Source organism: Salicibibacter cibi, assembly GCF_016495865.1.
Classification (GTDB): Bacteria; Bacillota; Bacilli; order Bacillales; family Marinococcaceae; genus Salicibibacter; species Salicibibacter cibi.
The window spans coordinates 3,223,566-3,239,509 of sequence record NZ_CP054706.1; the positions used below are offsets into that span (position 1 = coordinate 3,223,566).

General features: G+C 44.7%; 20 protein-coding genes. 6 read left to right on the forward strand and 14 right to left on the reverse strand.

Annotated elements, in window-relative coordinates; translation table 11 throughout:
• Positions 1-47: 47 nt before the first annotated feature.
• The 6 genes from HUG20_RS16000 to HUG20_RS16025 form a co-directional block, all read right to left on the reverse strand.
• Positions 48-509, reverse strand: coding sequence for an acyl-CoA thioesterase (locus HUG20_RS16000; protein ID WP_200085689.1), 462 nt, complete (start codon positions 507-509; stop codon positions 48-50).
• Between the two features lie 596 nt (positions 510-1,105).
• Positions 1,106-2,086 carry a quinone oxidoreductase family protein gene (locus HUG20_RS16005; protein ID WP_200085690.1) on the reverse strand — a complete coding sequence of 327 codons (981 nt, stop codon included), beginning with the start codon at positions 2,084-2,086 and terminating at the stop codon, positions 1,106-1,108.
• A 23-nt stretch (positions 2,087-2,109) separates the two neighbouring features.
• Positions 2,110-2,868 (reverse strand): SDR family NAD(P)-dependent oxidoreductase, encoded by a 759-nt coding sequence (locus tag HUG20_RS16010; RefSeq protein WP_200085691.1) that lies wholly within the window; start codon positions 2,866-2,868, stop codon positions 2,110-2,112.
• A 13-nt stretch (positions 2,869-2,881) separates the two neighbouring features.
• Complete coding sequence (locus tag HUG20_RS16015; protein ID WP_200085692.1) at positions 2,882-3,445, reverse strand: TetR/AcrR family transcriptional regulator; 564 nt, start codon at positions 3,443-3,445, stop codon at positions 2,882-2,884.
• A 13-nt stretch (positions 3,446-3,458) separates the two neighbouring features.
• Positions 3,459-4,235 (reverse strand): SDR family oxidoreductase, encoded by a 777-nt coding sequence (locus tag HUG20_RS16020; RefSeq protein WP_200085693.1) that lies wholly within the window; start codon positions 4,233-4,235, stop codon positions 3,459-3,461.
• Between the two features lie 284 nt (positions 4,236-4,519).
• Entirely contained in the window at positions 4,520-4,894 is a 375-nt protein-coding gene (locus tag HUG20_RS16025; RefSeq protein ID WP_200085694.1) for a hypothetical protein, read from the reverse strand.
• A gap of 236 nt (positions 4,895-5,130) precedes the next feature.
• Here HUG20_RS16025 and HUG20_RS19640 point away from each other — a divergent pair, with 236 nt between their 5' ends.
• Entirely contained in the window at positions 5,131-5,262 is a 132-nt protein-coding gene (locus HUG20_RS19640) for a hypothetical protein (RefSeq protein ID WP_281392436.1), read from the forward strand.
• Positions 5,263-5,371: 109 nt separating this feature from the next.
• Here the strand turns inward: HUG20_RS19640 and HUG20_RS16030 are convergent, their stop codons facing one another.
• The 4 genes from HUG20_RS16030 to HUG20_RS16045 all read right to left on the reverse strand — a co-directional run bounded on the left by HUG20_RS16030 (position 5,372) and on the right by HUG20_RS16045 (position 8,966).
• Positions 5,372-6,541 carry an SAP domain-containing protein gene (locus HUG20_RS16030; protein WP_200085695.1) on the reverse strand — a complete coding sequence of 390 codons (1,170 nt, stop codon included), beginning with the start codon at positions 6,539-6,541 and terminating at the stop codon, positions 5,372-5,374.
• On the reverse strand, positions 6,495-6,890 hold the full coding sequence (locus tag HUG20_RS16035) for a hypothetical protein (protein WP_200085696.1): 396 nt from the start codon (positions 6,888-6,890) through the stop codon (positions 6,495-6,497). Before HUG20_RS16035 ends, HUG20_RS16030 begins: the two co-directional genes overlap by 47 nt.
• A 123-nt stretch (positions 6,891-7,013) precedes the next feature.
• Positions 7,014-8,495: a catalase gene (locus HUG20_RS16040; RefSeq protein WP_200085697.1), complete on the reverse strand. Its 1,482-nt coding sequence runs from the start codon at positions 8,493-8,495 to the stop codon at positions 7,014-7,016.
• A 69-nt stretch (positions 8,496-8,564) separates the two neighbouring features.
• The gene (locus HUG20_RS16045) at positions 8,565-8,966 is read right to left on the reverse strand and encodes a Fur family transcriptional regulator (RefSeq protein WP_200085698.1); all 402 of its coding nucleotides are present in this window, start codon (positions 8,964-8,966) and stop codon (positions 8,565-8,567) included.
• Between the two features lie 179 nt (positions 8,967-9,145).
• On the opposite strand from HUG20_RS16045, the gene HUG20_RS16050 reads away from it, so the two are divergent.
• Genes HUG20_RS16050 through HUG20_RS16060 form a run of 3 tightly spaced genes read left to right on the forward strand, consistent with a single transcriptional unit; the run spans position 9,146 to position 11,068 of the window.
• The gene (locus HUG20_RS16050) at positions 9,146-9,835 is read left to right on the forward strand and encodes a thioredoxin domain-containing protein (RefSeq protein ID WP_200085699.1); all 690 of its coding nucleotides are present in this window, start codon (positions 9,146-9,148) and stop codon (positions 9,833-9,835) included.
• Positions 9,832-10,248, forward strand: a complete 417-nt coding sequence (locus tag HUG20_RS16055; RefSeq protein ID WP_200085700.1) for a disulfide oxidoreductase — start codon at positions 9,832-9,834, stop codon at positions 10,246-10,248. The genes HUG20_RS16050 and HUG20_RS16055 overlap by 4 nt, the downstream gene beginning before the upstream one ends.
• Complete coding sequence (locus tag HUG20_RS16060) at positions 10,244-11,068, forward strand: M15 family metallopeptidase (protein ID WP_425504124.1); 825 nt, start codon at positions 10,244-10,246, stop codon at positions 11,066-11,068. The genes HUG20_RS16055 and HUG20_RS16060 overlap by 5 nt, the downstream gene beginning before the upstream one ends.
• Before the next feature lie 28 nt (positions 11,069-11,096).
• Here the strand turns inward: HUG20_RS16060 and HUG20_RS16065 are convergent, their stop codons facing one another.
• From HUG20_RS16065 to HUG20_RS16075, 3 genes are all read right to left on the reverse strand, one after another.
• Positions 11,097-11,252 carry a hypothetical protein gene (locus tag HUG20_RS16065; RefSeq protein WP_200085702.1) on the reverse strand — a complete coding sequence of 52 codons (156 nt, stop codon included), beginning with the start codon at positions 11,250-11,252 and terminating at the stop codon, positions 11,097-11,099.
• A 44-nt stretch (positions 11,253-11,296) separates the two neighbouring features.
• Entirely contained in the window at positions 11,297-11,701 is a 405-nt protein-coding gene (locus HUG20_RS16070) for a YugN family protein (protein WP_200085703.1), read from the reverse strand.
• 120 nt (positions 11,702-11,821) lie between these two features.
• Positions 11,822-13,177 carry a glucose-6-phosphate isomerase gene (locus HUG20_RS16075; protein ID WP_200085704.1) on the reverse strand — a complete coding sequence of 452 codons (1,356 nt, stop codon included), beginning with the start codon at positions 13,175-13,177 and terminating at the stop codon, positions 11,822-11,824.
• Between the two features lie 194 nt (positions 13,178-13,371).
• On the opposite strand from HUG20_RS16075, the gene HUG20_RS16080 reads away from it, so the two are divergent.
• Complete coding sequence (locus HUG20_RS16080) at positions 13,372-13,599, forward strand: DUF378 domain-containing protein (RefSeq protein WP_200085705.1); 228 nt, start codon at positions 13,372-13,374, stop codon at positions 13,597-13,599.
• Positions 13,600-13,664: 65 nt separating this feature from the next.
• On the opposite strand, the gene yugI is transcribed toward HUG20_RS16080, so the two are convergent.
• Entirely contained in the window at positions 13,665-14,069 is a 405-nt protein-coding gene (yugI, locus tag HUG20_RS16085) for a S1 domain-containing post-transcriptional regulator GSP13 (RefSeq protein WP_200085706.1), read from the reverse strand.
• Between the two features lie 538 nt (positions 14,070-14,607).
• Between yugI and HUG20_RS16090 the strand changes: the two genes are divergently transcribed.
• Positions 14,608-15,939 (forward strand): sodium-dependent transporter, encoded by a 1,332-nt coding sequence (locus HUG20_RS16090; RefSeq protein WP_200085707.1) that lies wholly within the window; start codon positions 14,608-14,610, stop codon positions 15,937-15,939.
• Positions 15,940-15,944: the final 5 nt, after the last annotated feature.

A 15,944-nucleotide genomic window follows, 5' to 3' on the forward strand; every position in this document is an offset into this window, starting at 1 on the left:
TTACCATGGTCATGGTTCCTTCCACAATAAGTACATCAACATTTCCATTAACGGCTATTCTTACGGTTGTGAGCAAGGTCGATGATTTCTGTTTCTTCTTCCGTTTCCCCGAATACAGCGGGTACTTCTACAGGCTTTCCCCGGTCATCAATTGCTACCATCGTCACAAAGGAAGTAGTCGTTGTTTTCGTGTCTCCGGTCGCCGGATTCTCTACACTTACATGAACATAGACGACCATCGATGTGCGTCCGGTTGTCGCTACCCATGCTTCCACATTCACAAGATCCCCTGATTTTACGGCCGCATGGAAATCAACGCTATCCACCGAAGCAGTGACAACGATTTTACCTGAATGCCGCATTGCCGCGATTGCCGCTGCCTCGTCGATATAAGCGAGAACATTGCCGCCGAAGATCGTTTGCAAATGATTCGTATCCGATGGACTTACCAGGTGCGATTGAAGCGTATGGGAACGGGATATTGGTTGCGCTTCTTTTCGTTTACTCATGACGAACACCTTCCTGTTTCATAATTACCTTATTAAACCTACATTTTTTGATGGGGTTCGTCAAATACACCTATAGCCTCTGCCAAAATTAAAATGAAGCTTTAGAGTAGCGAAACGTTAATGAAAAGCGTGTTCACAAATGATGTCAGAGTACAAACGTTTGAAGCCATGAATCTACAGAATCCAGCATATAATGGCATCATCGTATAGTTATGAAGTATGAAGCCATAAAACAACGCCTGTGTACATTTAATGGCGTCCATGGGCAACAATGACACCATGAAAGTTCCTACGCTTGATTATGATGGCGTCAAAATTGAAAAGACAAAGGCTTTCGTTCACCATATATTTCCATGAAATTACGCGTGCCCTGCTCAGAAGAAAACCACGCCAAATGACGGCCAATCACCGAATTTGAACATTGACAGATGAAGACACATGTCCATCATTTTACTTTAACGGAAAAAAGGACGATAAATGTCATTAGGTTTTAAACTGTCATGGCTGGGATTTATGATTTTGGCATTGGCACCTATAAAAAAAGCCAAGCCCAATCATTTGAGCTCGACCTTTCGCAACCATTTATGTTTTAGGAGTTAGGACTCCACTTCCAAAATAATTTTTCCTTTCGTTTTTCTGGATTCCATGAGCTCATGCACACGCGCGGCCTCTTCCAGAGGAAACGTATGGCCAATCTGCAGCTCTAGCTCTCCCTTTTGCAAATGGGTGAACAACGTTTCCAAACTAGCCTGCATTAACGCTTGCCTTCGCATGATTTGCGGCAAAAAGAAACCGATAACGGATTGATTTTTTTCCATAAGCCGACCGGCATTAAGTTTGCTTTGTTCGCCACTCGCAGAACCGAAGATAACGAGGCGTCCGAAGCGGCCGAGCACCCGAAGTGTTTTCTCGAAAACATCCCCTCCGGCCATTTCCATGGCGACATCCACACCTTTGCCGTCCGTTGCTTCAAGGACTTCTTTTTCCCAGCCTGCTTCGGTATAATTGATGCCTACATCAGCACCCAATCGCTTAGCGTCCGTCAACTTTTCTTCCGTGCTTGCCGTCGCAATTACTTTGTCCGCTCCATGCAGTTTGGCCAGTTGCACAGCGATGCTGCCGACACCACCCGCTGCCGCGTGGACAAGAACAGTCTCCCCTTCTGCCAATTGCCCCATCGTTATCAACACGTGATACGCGCTTAACCCTTGTAAAGGCAAGGCGGCTGCAGTGGAGAAATCCAATGTGTCCCCGATTGGGATTAACCCACGCTCATCCGCGGTTACATATTCGGCATATGCCCCCGATCCTGTCATTGTAACGACACGGGCGCCCGGCTTCACACTTGTCACTTCGGGGCCGACTTCCTGTACAACACCTGCCAATTCTGCTCCGGGGATAAACGGAAGCGGTGTAGGAACAACATATTGTCCCCTCCGTCGTGCAGTGTCCGCATAATTGACACCGACGCGATGAACGGCAATTAAGACTTCGCGGCCTTCCGGTATTGGCCGCTCTACATTCACTGTTTCCAATACTTCCGGCCCGCCATAGTTCGAGAATTGAACTGCTTTCATTTTATCACTCTCGCCTTTCCGAATTATTTAATGAGCCAACCGCCATCGGCAAGAACATCCGAACCGACCATATACGATGCTTCCGTTGAAGCAACAAACGCAATGATATTGGCTATTTCTGCTGACTGCCCCACTCGTTTTAACGCCGTATTCCGTTCAATTGCTTTGGAAAACCGTTCATTCGTCAACGCATCTTCGGTCAACGGCGTTTCCACAAATCCCGGAGACACTGAATTTACCCGAATACCATACGGCGCAAGTTCGAGGGCAAGTGCTTTTGTGAAATTTAGCGCTCCCGCTTTCGCCGAACTGTAATGGGGAATCTGCGCACCTGCTTGATGGCCGGATAACGAAGCCACATTCACAATCGCGCGCGGCCGACGATTTGTTTCTTTTTCCGCTTGTTTGATCATTAAAGCGCCGAGTGCCTGCGAAGAAAGAAAAACGCTTTTCAAATTCACCTCCTGCATGGCATCCCAATCTTCCTCCGCCGTTTCCATAATCGGGGAATGCTTAGATCCGCCAACGCCATTGATCAACACGTCCAATGTTTCACATTCCTCTTCTACAAAAGAGACGAGTTTATCTACCTCTTCCTTTTTCGTCACATCGGCGGGAAAAATGGCCGCCCCCGGCACTTTCGTTGCCACATGCTGTAATTTCTCTTTCGTCCGGCCCACGAGAATCACTTTTGCCCCTTCATTGGCAAGCCGAACGGCTGTCTCTTCCCCAATGCCACTCCCTGCACCTGTTATCAAGGCCGTCATATCTTTAAATCTCATTGTGCCCTCTCCTTCACGATTGAATGCCGCGCAACACCATATCGACGAAAACGCCCGCTACTTCTTCATCGCTGTACTTCCCCTCAGGGTTAAACCATTGATAACTCCAATTTATTACTCCAAGGATCGCGAGCGTAACGATGGGCGGGTTCAGATCACTGCGAAATTCTTGTGCTGCAATTCCCGCTCGGACAATCTCTTCGGCCCGCTCTCTTACTTGATTGCGCTTGCGTGCAATTTCCGTGTAACTCTCTGCACTCACATGACGCATTTCCCGAAAAATAATATTGGCGCTTGAGCGATGATGTTTTATTTTCATGACCATTAAGTAGACAACACCGACGAGTTTATCCCTATTACTTTTTGTTTCATCTTCAGAGAGTTCTTCAATATTCCGAACCAACTCATCGATGTAATCAAAATGGATCTCGGTTAATAATTCTTCTTTACTGGAAAAATAGTAATAGAACGTTCCTTTGGTGACGTCCAGCGAACGAACGATATCCTGAATGGATGTTTCTTTAAATCCTTTTTCCCCAAATAATTGAATGCTTGCTTTCTTTATTTTTTCTCTCATTTTTCAGCCCTCGCTACATCAAACTCGTCCCTCCGTCAACAACGACGACATCTCCGGTTATATACTTCGAAGCGTCGGATGCAAGAAAAAGGGTGGCTCCTTTCAAATCGTCATCTCCGCCAAAACGGCGTAACGGTGTAAACGTCAGCATTGCTTGGCTGTTTTTGTCCATCAATTCCTTTGACATTTTCGTCTTAAACCAGCCCGGGGCAATGGCGTTGACGTTAATATTATGACGCCCCCATTTTACGGCTAAATCTTTCGTGAAGTTAATGACCGCGCCTTTGCTCGTATTATAAGGAATCGTATCCATCATTTCCGGCATCGAACTTTTCAGTGCCGCGACCGATGAAATGTTAATAATTCGTCCTCCCCCTTGTTCAATCATCACTCGGCCGACCGCCTGACTCATGAGAAAGGTGCCGGTGATGTTGACATTGATCACCTTTTGCCAAGCTTCCAACGGCACGTCAACAACCGCCGCTCCCCAAGTTGCGCCGCTGTTATTGATCAAAATATCAATAGACCCGAACGTCTCCTTCGTTTTGGCAACGAGATTATCCACGTCTTCTTGTTTGGTTACATCGCATTGCAGTGCCAACGTTTCAATTCCATATTCCTCTTTCAATTCTTCGGCGACTTCTTCACACGATGCCTTTTTCCGTGAACCAAGCACAACGTTAGCCCCGGCTTCTGCCATCGTTTCGGCGAACTGTGCACCGAGTCCCCGACCGCCACCGGTAACAATGGCTGTTTTTCCTTTGATATTAAAAAGATCCAATAGACTCATTAGATAGCCTCCCGTTACTGATTTTTCTCGCGTGATCGCGGAGCCTTACTGAGCATACAATGTACATTCGGCTGTAAATTCTGAACCTTTTTCTTATACTAACCATTTAGTATGCAAATATTATAACATAAAAATGGTATTATTAAATAAAAATTATCGATTGTATCAAAAAAGAAAAGAATGCTTTGCGTGTCAGGGTTTGAAAAAAGAATCTGGTTGCAGGCAAAGCATTAACTCTGAAGGGCGCATATGGCTATAAGTTTTTTAAACGGCGGGTATCCCGATCATGATGCTTCATTTTTTTCTATCCCTGAGAAATCAACATCCAGAAGCCGAAGCTGACGATCAACAAAATCAAAACGATCCTTGGTTTCGTTAAAGCGAGTATTCATTTCTTTCCTAGCCCCTATTTGACCATCGGTCAACACTTTTTGGCCAACTTTCAATTCTTCGATGTTTCCATCCATTCTATTCGTTCTCTCATCTATCGAATTAATTCTTCCGTCCATCGAGGTCGTTCTTTCTTCCATACGAGCTTGGCCTGATTTTAGACCTTGAATATCTTCATTCATTCGCCCATATGAAGTTTTTAACTCCGTAATATCTTGGTCCATTCCATCCAATTTCGTGAAAATTTGCTCTAACCTTTCATCGCTCATCGCTATCCACCCCTCCCCCCCAATCCGTTTTTCTAATAGCTCACCTCAATAATACCCGAACTTATATTCTGTTTCAATTGAAATTCGACCTACATACAATTAATATGGGGACTGCTGAATAACGGAAAAAGACTGGCACATAAGCATTTTCCGTTGGTGTTGTCAAAGCTGGATGCAAGGAAATCCATCCTATAAGCAACAAAACCCTTGCACTTCTGGCAACGTACGGAGGGACGGTGCTGCAATGGCGAGACTCCAGTGGAAAAACGGACGCGTCAAGCCCCCGAAGCGCCGGTTTTGCGCGAGGAGGCTTGACCGTTCGTCCGCGGAAAGCGAAGCCATGGAAGCGGCATCCCGGTTTCAGCTGATAACTGCAAGTTGTTCAGCAATCCCTAATATAGCTCGATTAATAAAAACTCCTATACAGCATTAGTTACTCACCGCCTTCCCGGATTGATCGTTCTACACCACCCACACTTATTTAATAATCCAATCCATTCTGCTGGAAAGGAGCTTTCTGTCCAACACTTGCGTCAAATTAAATACTTGGAGATCAAAATATGGGCTTTTGTGGCCAGAATAATCTTTCCAATTTTCCGCTACAAATTTTAAATCTTCTGCTTTAATCAAGGCTACTCCTGTATCGCCCTCGGAAAAAACCTTCAATTTTTGTGCTTGTGTAGCCGCTTCCGGTGAAAAATCATGAGCGATAATTACAAACATCGAAACCTTCGTTTTTTCCGATCTAATATAGCTTAAAAACTGCTCGACATGTTCTTCTGGAAACGTATACGGCTTTTCTGTACTTTTGTTGTCCCATAAGAGGGAGGTTTTGGCATCCATTTTGATTTTTCCATCCGCATGTTTAGATCCCGGCATTTCTTCAATCTGCAGCCCCAATTTCTTTTCAAACAAGTACTTTGTCCCTTCTTCGAAATATTTCTCTACATTCACATCTTTATCTATGACTTTATTTGTCCGCAGCGATTTATAATTTCTCGAAGCCAATTCTTCGAAAAAATCATAATATATGGAGCGCTCATCTGTTGGATCCGAATCTACCCGCACGGTTATATTTTCAAAGTAGTCGATTATATTTTGTACTTTATCTTCCTTCGTTCCGCTTATATTAACACCCTCCAACGTTCTCAGAAATTGTGTCAAATCCGAACTACTAAGATGGGCTAATGCCTGCGAAGGAAGGATATTATACTTTAATGTTCTTTCGATTAAGTTATCCTTTTTCCCGCTTACGTTAATATTCATTGATGAGAGTATAGACCGTAGTTGTGAGACATTTAAGTTATTCAACAGTTGGATGTAGGTTTCGTTTCTCAGTTCTTCTCCCATCTCATACCTGACCACTCTTACAATGTCACTGGGGATGACATAATACGTTTCATCTGACTTAAATCTTAAGACTATACCCCGGAGTTGCAAATCTTTTAATGAGTTATCCACATGTCTTGTCGAATGCATTTTGTTTCCTTTTTGGGGAAATCTCTCAATTGTACTTTCCATAAGATAATGGTCACGAATGGTTAAGCCGAACTCATCGCGAAGCGTATACAAAATGTTTATTTCATGGGCATTTAACGCTTCATCTTTCTTCCATGCTGTATTTAAAACAGCCGTGTACACCCTCATGGCTGTTTGCTCTATTTGCCGACATGTAGCTCTCGTCTTTACTATCCTCCAATATTTGCGCTTGCAATGCTAACACATCTTTATGTAATTGTTTCTCTGATAAAATATAATTTTCACTACCCAACAAACACTTGAGAATGAGCCGGTTTAACAAAGTTATATCCCGATCAGTCGTTCTAAAATTTAGGTTCCTCTTCACCCTATCCGTATTCTTGAATTCATCTAAATTTATAATAATAATATCTCGCATTTCTTCTTCATCGCTTAATTTCACATCTTTTAAAAAACTATCTACTGTTCTTGTTAGGTACATTTTCGTCATCATTGGCAACACATCTTGCAAATGCACTGGAAATCAACCCCTTTTACTTCCACGGTAATTTATTACTATTATACTATGCACACAGAAAAAAGAAACCCCGTCGAATCTTGATAGACTCGACGAAGGTTTCATTGTTTCAGAGACTTTTATTTAAACATTCACTTTACTCATGGAAATACCACATGCTTTAGCTACGCCTTCACCATATGCAGGGTCGGCTTTATAGCAGTTGCCGATGTGTCGGAGCTTAATGAATTCCGGTGCATCTGAAATATCACGGGCAGTATTGGCAAATAATAATTCTTTTTGTTCATCGCTCATAAGATTGAACAATTTACCTGGTTGCTCGTAATAATTATCATCATCTTCCCTGAAGTTATACGCGTATGCATCGCCGCTGATTTCCAAAGGTTCTTCTTTGCGTTCCGGCGTTTCTTCCCATTCATCGTAACTGTTCGGTTCATAAGCAATTCTACTTCCATAATTACCGTCGACTCGCATAGCACCGTCGCGATGATAGCTGTGAGCCGGGCATTTCGGTGCGTTAACCGGGATTTGATGATGGTTTACACCTAAACGGTAACGTTGCGCATCTCCATAGGAAAACAAGCGTCCTTGTAACATTTTATCCGGAGAATAGCCAATACCGGGAACAATATTTGTAGGCGCAAAAGCAGCTTGCTCTACTTCCGCAAAGTAGTTTTCCGGATTGCGATTGAGCACGAATTCCCCAACCGGAATCAATGGAAAATCTTTCTTATACCATACTTTTGTAAGGTCAAACGGATTGTAAGGCATGTTTTTAGCTTCTTCTTCCGTCATGACCTGAATGTAGAGCTTCCATTTCGGATAATCGCCATTGTCGATGCTCTCCAGTAAATCTTTTTGGTTACTCTCACGGTCTTTCCCTATCGTTTCTTCTGCTTCCTGATCGGTTAAATTCTCAATGCCTTGTTGCGACCTGAAATGGAACTTCACCCATACTCTTTCATTGTCAGCGTTAATCATACTGTACGCATGGCTTCCAAATCCGTGCATATGACGGAATGATTTAGGGACGCCACGGTCACTCATGACAATCGTCACTTGATGGAGTGCCTCCGGTAATGAGCTCCAGAAATCCCATTTGTTTCGATCGCTTCGTTGATTAGTGTATGGGTCACGCTTGACAGCGTGGTTTAAGTCCGGAAACTTTATTGGATCTCTGTGGAAGAAAACAGGGGTGTTATTACCTACGAGATCCCAGATCCCTTCATCGGTATAAAATTTCAAAGCAAACCCGCGAATGTCACGTTCATCGTCTGCGGCACCACGTTCACCGGCAACCGTTGAAAAGCGAGCGAACATGTCCGTTTGTTTGCCAACCTCCGAGAAAATATCCGCTTTTGTGTATTTTGTAATGTCGTGGGTGACTGTAAAGGTACCGTGCGCTCCGGAACCTTTCGCGTGCATCCTCCGTTCCGGAATGACTTCCCGATCGAAGTTTGCCATTTTTTCAAGAAACCAAAAGTCTTGCATAAGCATCGGGCCGCGTGGTCCCGCTGTTTGGACATTCTGGTTATCGGGAACCGGATTCCCAAACGCCGTTGTCAGTTTCCTGTTTTCATTGTTTTTGTTTTCATTTTCGCTCATGAAAAACGCACCTCCAAATGATTTTTAATAAAAAACAAGCTGTATGTTAAATGGAATGCTTACTGCCATTCATTTCCCTCGACAGTCCGCACACACCCCCTTTAACACAACATGATGGAAGTTAACAGGCTTATCAACGGCATAATTCGTCTCTTGAGCGACGGCGTCGAGCCATTCTTTCGGAAGATCCGCATAGACTTCATCGATTTTCCCGCACTCCATGCATGTTATATGATGGTGGTCCTCGATGTTTGCATCATAACGGCTGGCGTTATCCCCCAATTTTAATTCCGAAATGTACTCCGCATCGACTAAGTAACGAAGCGAATTATAGATTGTGCCATAAGCAAAGTTTTGACCTCGCTTACGAAGCCGATCCATAATTTCAACCGCTGTCGGATGATCACCCGACTCCCGTATAACTTCATAAACAGCTTGTCTTTGGGGCGTATGGTAAGCTTTTGCCGACATGTAGTTCACCCCTTACATATACTAATTTATACTTAGTCTAAATTTATGTCAAGACATACGCTTTCAATTTCCAAGCCATAGCTTTGGACTATAATGCATACAAAAAATTGTCATGATCGATTTATACACGAAAAGTGTGATAGTGTTATGATGAGAAAAACAGATTCAGAGGTGAAAAAATGGCTCAAGCAAAAAGAAAAAGTACAAATAAAAAAGCACCGATCAAAATACTGGTCATTATCACGCTTGCCCTTGTCATCGTCATGGGAGCGCTCTTCTTCGTCGTGAACAGTGGGGGAAATACCACGGCTGTCGGACAAGCACCGTCCGTTGAAGATGTTCCAACAACAGGAGATGAAGATGCGCCTGTTTCAATCGTTGAATTTGGGGATTATAAGTGTCCGGCATGTGGCGATTGGGATTCCGAAATCGTCCCTCAACTATATGACGATTATGTAGATGCCGGTGATGCTTCATTATCATTTTATAATTATATCGGTTTTGGTGAAGAGTCATTGTTGGCATCTTTGTCAGCCCACTCCATTTATGAAGAAACGCCCGACCAATTTTGGGGGTATCATCACGCCCTAATGCAACATGCAGGACAACAGGGTTCACAGGTGACTACTGATCTTCTTTTGGATTTAGCGGAAGAACATGCCCCGGATATGGATCAAGATGAGCTTGAGGATGCTATCATTAACCAGGAAGCAATGCCACAAATTGAAGAGGACCACAGCGTAATAGAAGAATTTGACGTAGAAGCGACGCCTACGATCATGATCAACGACCAAGTCATTGACGATCCTTTTGATTATGACGCCATCCAAGAAACCATCGACGAAGAATTGGCAGCCGCAGATTCATGACACGGCAAAGCCTCTTCTTATACGCCGCTTGGTTACTGGCGTTGATATCAACGGTCGGAAGTTTATATTTCAGTGAAGTCGCAGGTTTTGTTCCCTGTGAAATGTGCTGGTATCAGCGGATAGCCATGTATCCGCTCGCGGTGATTCTCGGGATCGCTACCTTCCGATCCGATTTCGGCATTCGTTTATATGCGCTACCATTTTCCATTATCGGCACTGTCGTGGCAGCTTTCCATTATGCGGAACAAAAAATACCGGCGTTTGGCGGCGCAACACCATGCGCGGACGGGGTGCCATGCAGTGCCGAATACATCAACTGGTTTGGTTTTATAACCATTCCTTTTTTAGCCCTAATATCTTTCTTACTCATTACCATCTGTCTATTGTTCGTACGACAAGCATCCAAAAATTAAAAGGGGAGGGAAGACTTTGAAACAAAGGAGAACAACACTTCTTATCACGGCTTTGATCCTCCTGTTAAGTGCTTGCCAAGAGACGCAAGAAAACCAGCAAACGGATCATTCCACTGATGAAAACACAAACAACAAAAATACGGAAGAAAATAACACCGAAGAAGAGGACGATGATCCATGGGTCCTCGAAGAGGAACAATTCAACGAAATCGAAACGGTAGAAGGGATTGAAACCATCCAAAATCCCGATAATGATCAAGTGCTCGTCAATCATGATTACGCCTTTCCGGAAGGGTATGAACCCGACGATCTCGTCGTCCCCGATGTGTTATTCTCTTTTGATGAAGACGTGGAGAAACGGTATTTACGAGAACCGGCGGCAGATGCACTGGAAGATTTGTTCGATGCTGCAGCAGATGACGGACATGATCTCTTTGCCGTGTCCGGATTTCGTTCCTATGAACGACAAGATGCCGTTTTTGCAGATGCGGCAGAAGAAACGAGTGAAGAGGAGGCAAGTGAGACAGTTGCCAATCCCGGTAACAGCGAGCATCAAACCGGTTTGGCAATGGACATTTCCAGCGAAAGCAATGATTTTGAATTAAACACTTCCTTTGCCGAAACGGAAGAAGGAGAATGGGTTGCCGAACATGCCCATGAACACGGATTTATCATCCGTTACCCGGAAGATGGGGAAGAAATAACAGAGATCTCCTACGAACCCTGGCATCTACGCTACGTCGGGGAAGAAGCGGCAGAAGTCATTTACGACCATGATATTACGCTTGAAGAATTTTTCGATCATGCCGGCAAAATTTAAAACGTGTTGCCCCCACGGACAACACGTTTTAAAAAATCCATTCCACTAATGCCCAACCAATCGCTCCAATCACACCGGCAACAATGGAATGAAGCACTTGCTCACTGTTCATGCGCTTCTCTTTGGACCAATCGATAATGAGCCATCCGACAAAGATGGCAACCCCAAACCAAATGGCTTGCATTTTCCCCTCCCATTTCCAATCGAGAGGCCGCTATGGTGCGACCTTTATCCCGGTGATAACACTTGTTCCAACTCCCGGACAAGCATAACCCCTTCGCGAACATACACCTGATCAATGTAAGCATCTTTTTCTTCCGGTGACGAAAATTGGTTCCATAGAGCACTGTACGCCGTAATCCCTTCATGGTCAATACCGGATTGATAACGGTGAGCCAAGAGGAATGGGGTCCCCAACACAACCGTTGCGTTCCCGCTACCGATTTCCCCAACCGACGCTGAAAATGGGATGCGCAAGAATTGATAGCCATTGTCATCGGCCATTTGATAATCCATATACGCGTGATCGTATTCCCATCCGTTTCCAATCATAAAACCGAGCGGCTCCAACTGTTGTTCCAATTCCTTCACGGACATTTCCAAACCACTGATTTGTGATCGCAGCTCTAACATATCCACCGGCCTCCTATGAAGCATTTCGCAGAAATATGACTCCGTCACATCTTCCGTTACTATCCCTCGAAATGCTGATTTCATGCAAAGCATAGGAGAGGCAGTTTCCACCAGTTTTGCCTATCGCCATTCGTTCAGGCGTTCTTCCAACGCGATTCGGCGTTGTTCATGGCCGGGTTTGCCCAAAAGGGCATACATATTCTGCTTATAGCTCTCCACTCCCGGTTGATCAAACGGATTTACGCCAAGCAAATAGCCGCTTATAGCACAGGCTTTTTCAAAAAAATACATCAATGCACCCATCGAAAAAGCGTCCAACTGCTCCATTTCAAGGATAACATTCGGCACTGCTCCATCCGTATGTGCCAGCAGCGTCGCTTGAAATGCTTTTTTGTTAATGGCATCCAGGTACTCTCCGGTAAGAAAATCAAGTCCATCTTCATCGCCGCGGGGAATTTGTATTTCATTCCCGCTTTTTCCGATGAATAAAACGGTCTCAAATAAATGGCGGCGCCCTTCCTGAATGTACTGTCCCATCGAATGGAGATCGGTCGTAAAGACCGCCGATGCGGGGAAAAGTCCCTTGCCATCTTTTCCTTCACTTTCCCCATATAGCTGTTTCCACCATTCACCGAAATCCGCAAGTTTCGGTTCATAGACAGACAACATTTCAATCTGTTTTCCTTTTTGGTACATCAGGTAGCGAAAAGCTGCATATTGATAAGCCTGATTATGATTTAAACGTTCTTCGGTATAATCTAGGCGTGCTTCCTCCGCACCCGCGATCAAATCCCGGATAGAGATACCTGCCGCAGCAATCGGAAGCAAGCCTACAGGTGTGAGGACGGAATATCGTCCGCCTACATCGTCCGGGACGACAAATGTTTCATACCCTTCCGCGTTTGCCATCGTTTTTAAAGCACCTTTTTCCCGATCGGTCGTGGCGATGATTCGTTTTTTTGCTTCTTCTTTCCCGTATGTATGTTCCATCCATGTTTTCACAATGCGAAACGCGATCGCAGGTTCTGTCGTCGTTCCCGACTTAGAAATAACGTTTACGTAAACGTTTTTTCCTTCAAGCGCCTCAAGAAGTTCACATGTATAGTCGGAACCGAAATGCTCCCCAAGAAAAAAAACATCCGGGCTGTTTTTCTTCTGCATATGCAAAGAAGAATGAAAAGAGTGGCTTAAACCCGAAATCACGGCTTTTGCTCCCAAAGATGAACCACCGATGCCGATAACAATAAACGCATCGGCATATTCGCGGATCCGCGCGGCTGTTTTTTCAATACGGGTGATTTCCTCTTGATTCCCTTTTTCAAGCACATCCATCCAGCCGAGAAAATCCGCTCCCTGTCCGGTTCTTGCATGTAAAAGATGGTGGGCTCGGGAAACCGCCGGGCACAACTGCTCCCATTCATGATCAGCCACAAACGGAGCGACATAATTCAAATTCAGTGAGACAGGTGACGGCATGCAAAATCCTCCCTTTTGCGCAATAAAATCTTATCTCCTCATACATAATCCAAACATTTCTCCCTCATACTACCTACAGGTATTAGAAAACTTGGCTTTTCGTCCAGCTTTTATGGCGAAAGCCTTAGTTACACTTATGTAGGTGAGAAAGTTGATTTATACTTCCTTACCTACCATGTTAGGGAGGTGAAGGAATGAGCGGCTTACAACGCACGGCACTTATTATAGCAATTATAGGCGCAGTCAACTGGGGGTTAATCGGATTCTTCGGTTTTGATTTGGTTGCAGCGATTTTTGGCGGCCAAGGCGCGGTATTTGCACGGGTCATCTACGCCATTGTCGGTCTCGCAGGTCTCTATTGTATTTCCCTTCTTTTTATTCCTCAAGAACAAACACAACAAAGTCCCGAACCCCAAAAGTGATCACTTCATAAAAAAACCCGGACGCTGCAAATGTCCGGGTCTCATTTATTTTCTGGCTGGAAGCATTATTTACGGGCACGTTTGTTAAGATCGGCGTGGATTTCATTGGACTCTTTTAACCAATCTTTAAGTTTATCTTCCAATGTGTTGAATCCTTGATTTTTGCTTTCTTGCTTCTTCGGTCCCCGTGCCCCGCCGCGTCGACTGTCTCCGCCTTCCGGTGCAGGCTGGGTGGCACGAATGGACAGGGAAATCTTGCCGGATTCAGCATCTACGGACTTTACTTTCACTTTAACTTCTTCACCGACAGAAAGCACATCATTAATATCTTTCACGTAGCCATGGGCTACTTCGGAAATATGAACGAGTCCTTGGTTTTTATCATCAAGCGCAACGAATGCCCCGAATGGTTTAACACCCGTCACCTTACCCTCCACAATGTTTCCAACTTCGTACTCTGCTACAGACATTCAAACATCCCCTAAACATTTTTTAACGCTTAAATCATACCACATGTTCACCTTTCAGGCAAAGAAAAGTTCTATATCTGGAAATGATGATTGACCCTTTTTAATAGTTTTAGAGAACTTGGCTTTTTGCTTGAAAACCATTTTGGTTAAAAGGCAATAGCAGGCGCGTTAATTTACCATAAAACACCTTTTCGCAGGTGTCCTATATATTCGATCCTATAGCAATCCAAGGTATCTTAGTGCAACGTCTGCAGACCTAAAGCTTTGCTGTGAAATCAAATGAGTCTTCAGGCACCACATCTGCAGACCTTAATCATTTCTGTGAAGCCGGATCAGTCCTCAGGACCGGCTTTTGGAGACTCATAATGGTTGCCGAACGCTAAATGAGTCCGCAACACGGTAGATTTACCATCCTTTTCATCTTCAATAGCTTTTCACAAAGCATCCTATTTGTTCAAGCTTGACAAGCCCTCTTTTCATAAATAATGTGTACGTAACTGATACCTTAAAACACTCGGAAAGGAGTTGTTTATATAAGATGGCATCTGATCAATGGACAACACGGATTGGATTTATTTTGGCTGCCGCAGGGTCGGCCATCGGGTTAGGAACCGTTTGGCGCCTCCCCTATGTCGCCGGCACAGAAGGAGGCGGTGCTTTCTTCCTAATTTTTCTCGTGCTTTTATTAACAATGGGAACGGCTTTGTTGCTTGCTGAGTTTGTACTCGGAAGGCATACACAGGAAGGCGCGATTCACGCCTATAAACGCATCGCGCCCAAAGGGCAATGGCAATTAATTGGGACTTTAGGGATGATTGCTGCCTTCTTGCTTTTATCTTTTTATAGCGTCGTTGGGGGTTGGATCGTCACCTACCTGGTGCGGAGTTTCAGCGGTCAAGTGACTTCTCCGCCGGACGGTGATTACAACGCGCTATTCGAAACGATTACTGCGAACCCTTGGGAAGTGGGAGCAGCCCATCTTGCCTTTATGATTATGACCATTTTCGTCGTTCAAAAAGGTATTCGCAAAGGGATTGAAAAAGCAAGCGTATACATGATGCCGGCGTTGTTCATTCTTTTTGCTGTGCTCGTCGCTCGCTCCCTCACGCTTGACGGAGCTTGGGAAGGCGTCGTTTTCTTCTTGCAGCCTGACTTATCGGCCGTAACCGGCGAAACGCTGCTGACAGCCCTTGGACAAGCGTTCTTTTCACTTAGCCTCGGTGTCTCTGTTATGGTTACATACAGTTCTTATTTAGGAAAAAGCGAAAACCTGCCACGGTCCGCCTGGTCAGTCGTTTTGCTCACGATTCTCATTGCATTTATGGCAGGACTTGCCATTTTCCCGGGGGTATTTGCGTTTGACTTGCAACCGGACGAAGGGCCGGAGCTTATCTTTACCATTTTACCGGCAGTCTTCGGCGAGATGGCCTTCGGTTCCCTCTTTTTCTCGCTTTTTATGATTTTGATGCTGTTCGCGACGTTGACGTCTGCATTTTCACTCGTTGAAATCATCGTCAAACCGTTGATTCGCGGCAAAGAAGAAAAACGTGTCAAAATGACGTGGATTGTCGGCTTGCTCATTTTTGCAATGGGAATTCCTTCAAACCTATCCTTTGGCGTTCTGGCAGATTGGGACGTGTTTGGCGACATCTTCTTTAATCAAGTCGATTACCTCGTAAGCAATATTTTACTGCCCACCGGAGCGTTTTTCATCTCGCTCTTTGTTGGTTGGAGAATGCGCAAAAATGATTTGCAGGAAGAATTGCTGCGCGGAAGCAACAGGGGAACAGGGCTGTTTAACATTTGGTTCCTTGCAATTCGCTATGTTGTGCCGATTGCGATTGTAGTTGTTTTTATCTCCATGATTTAAGGGTT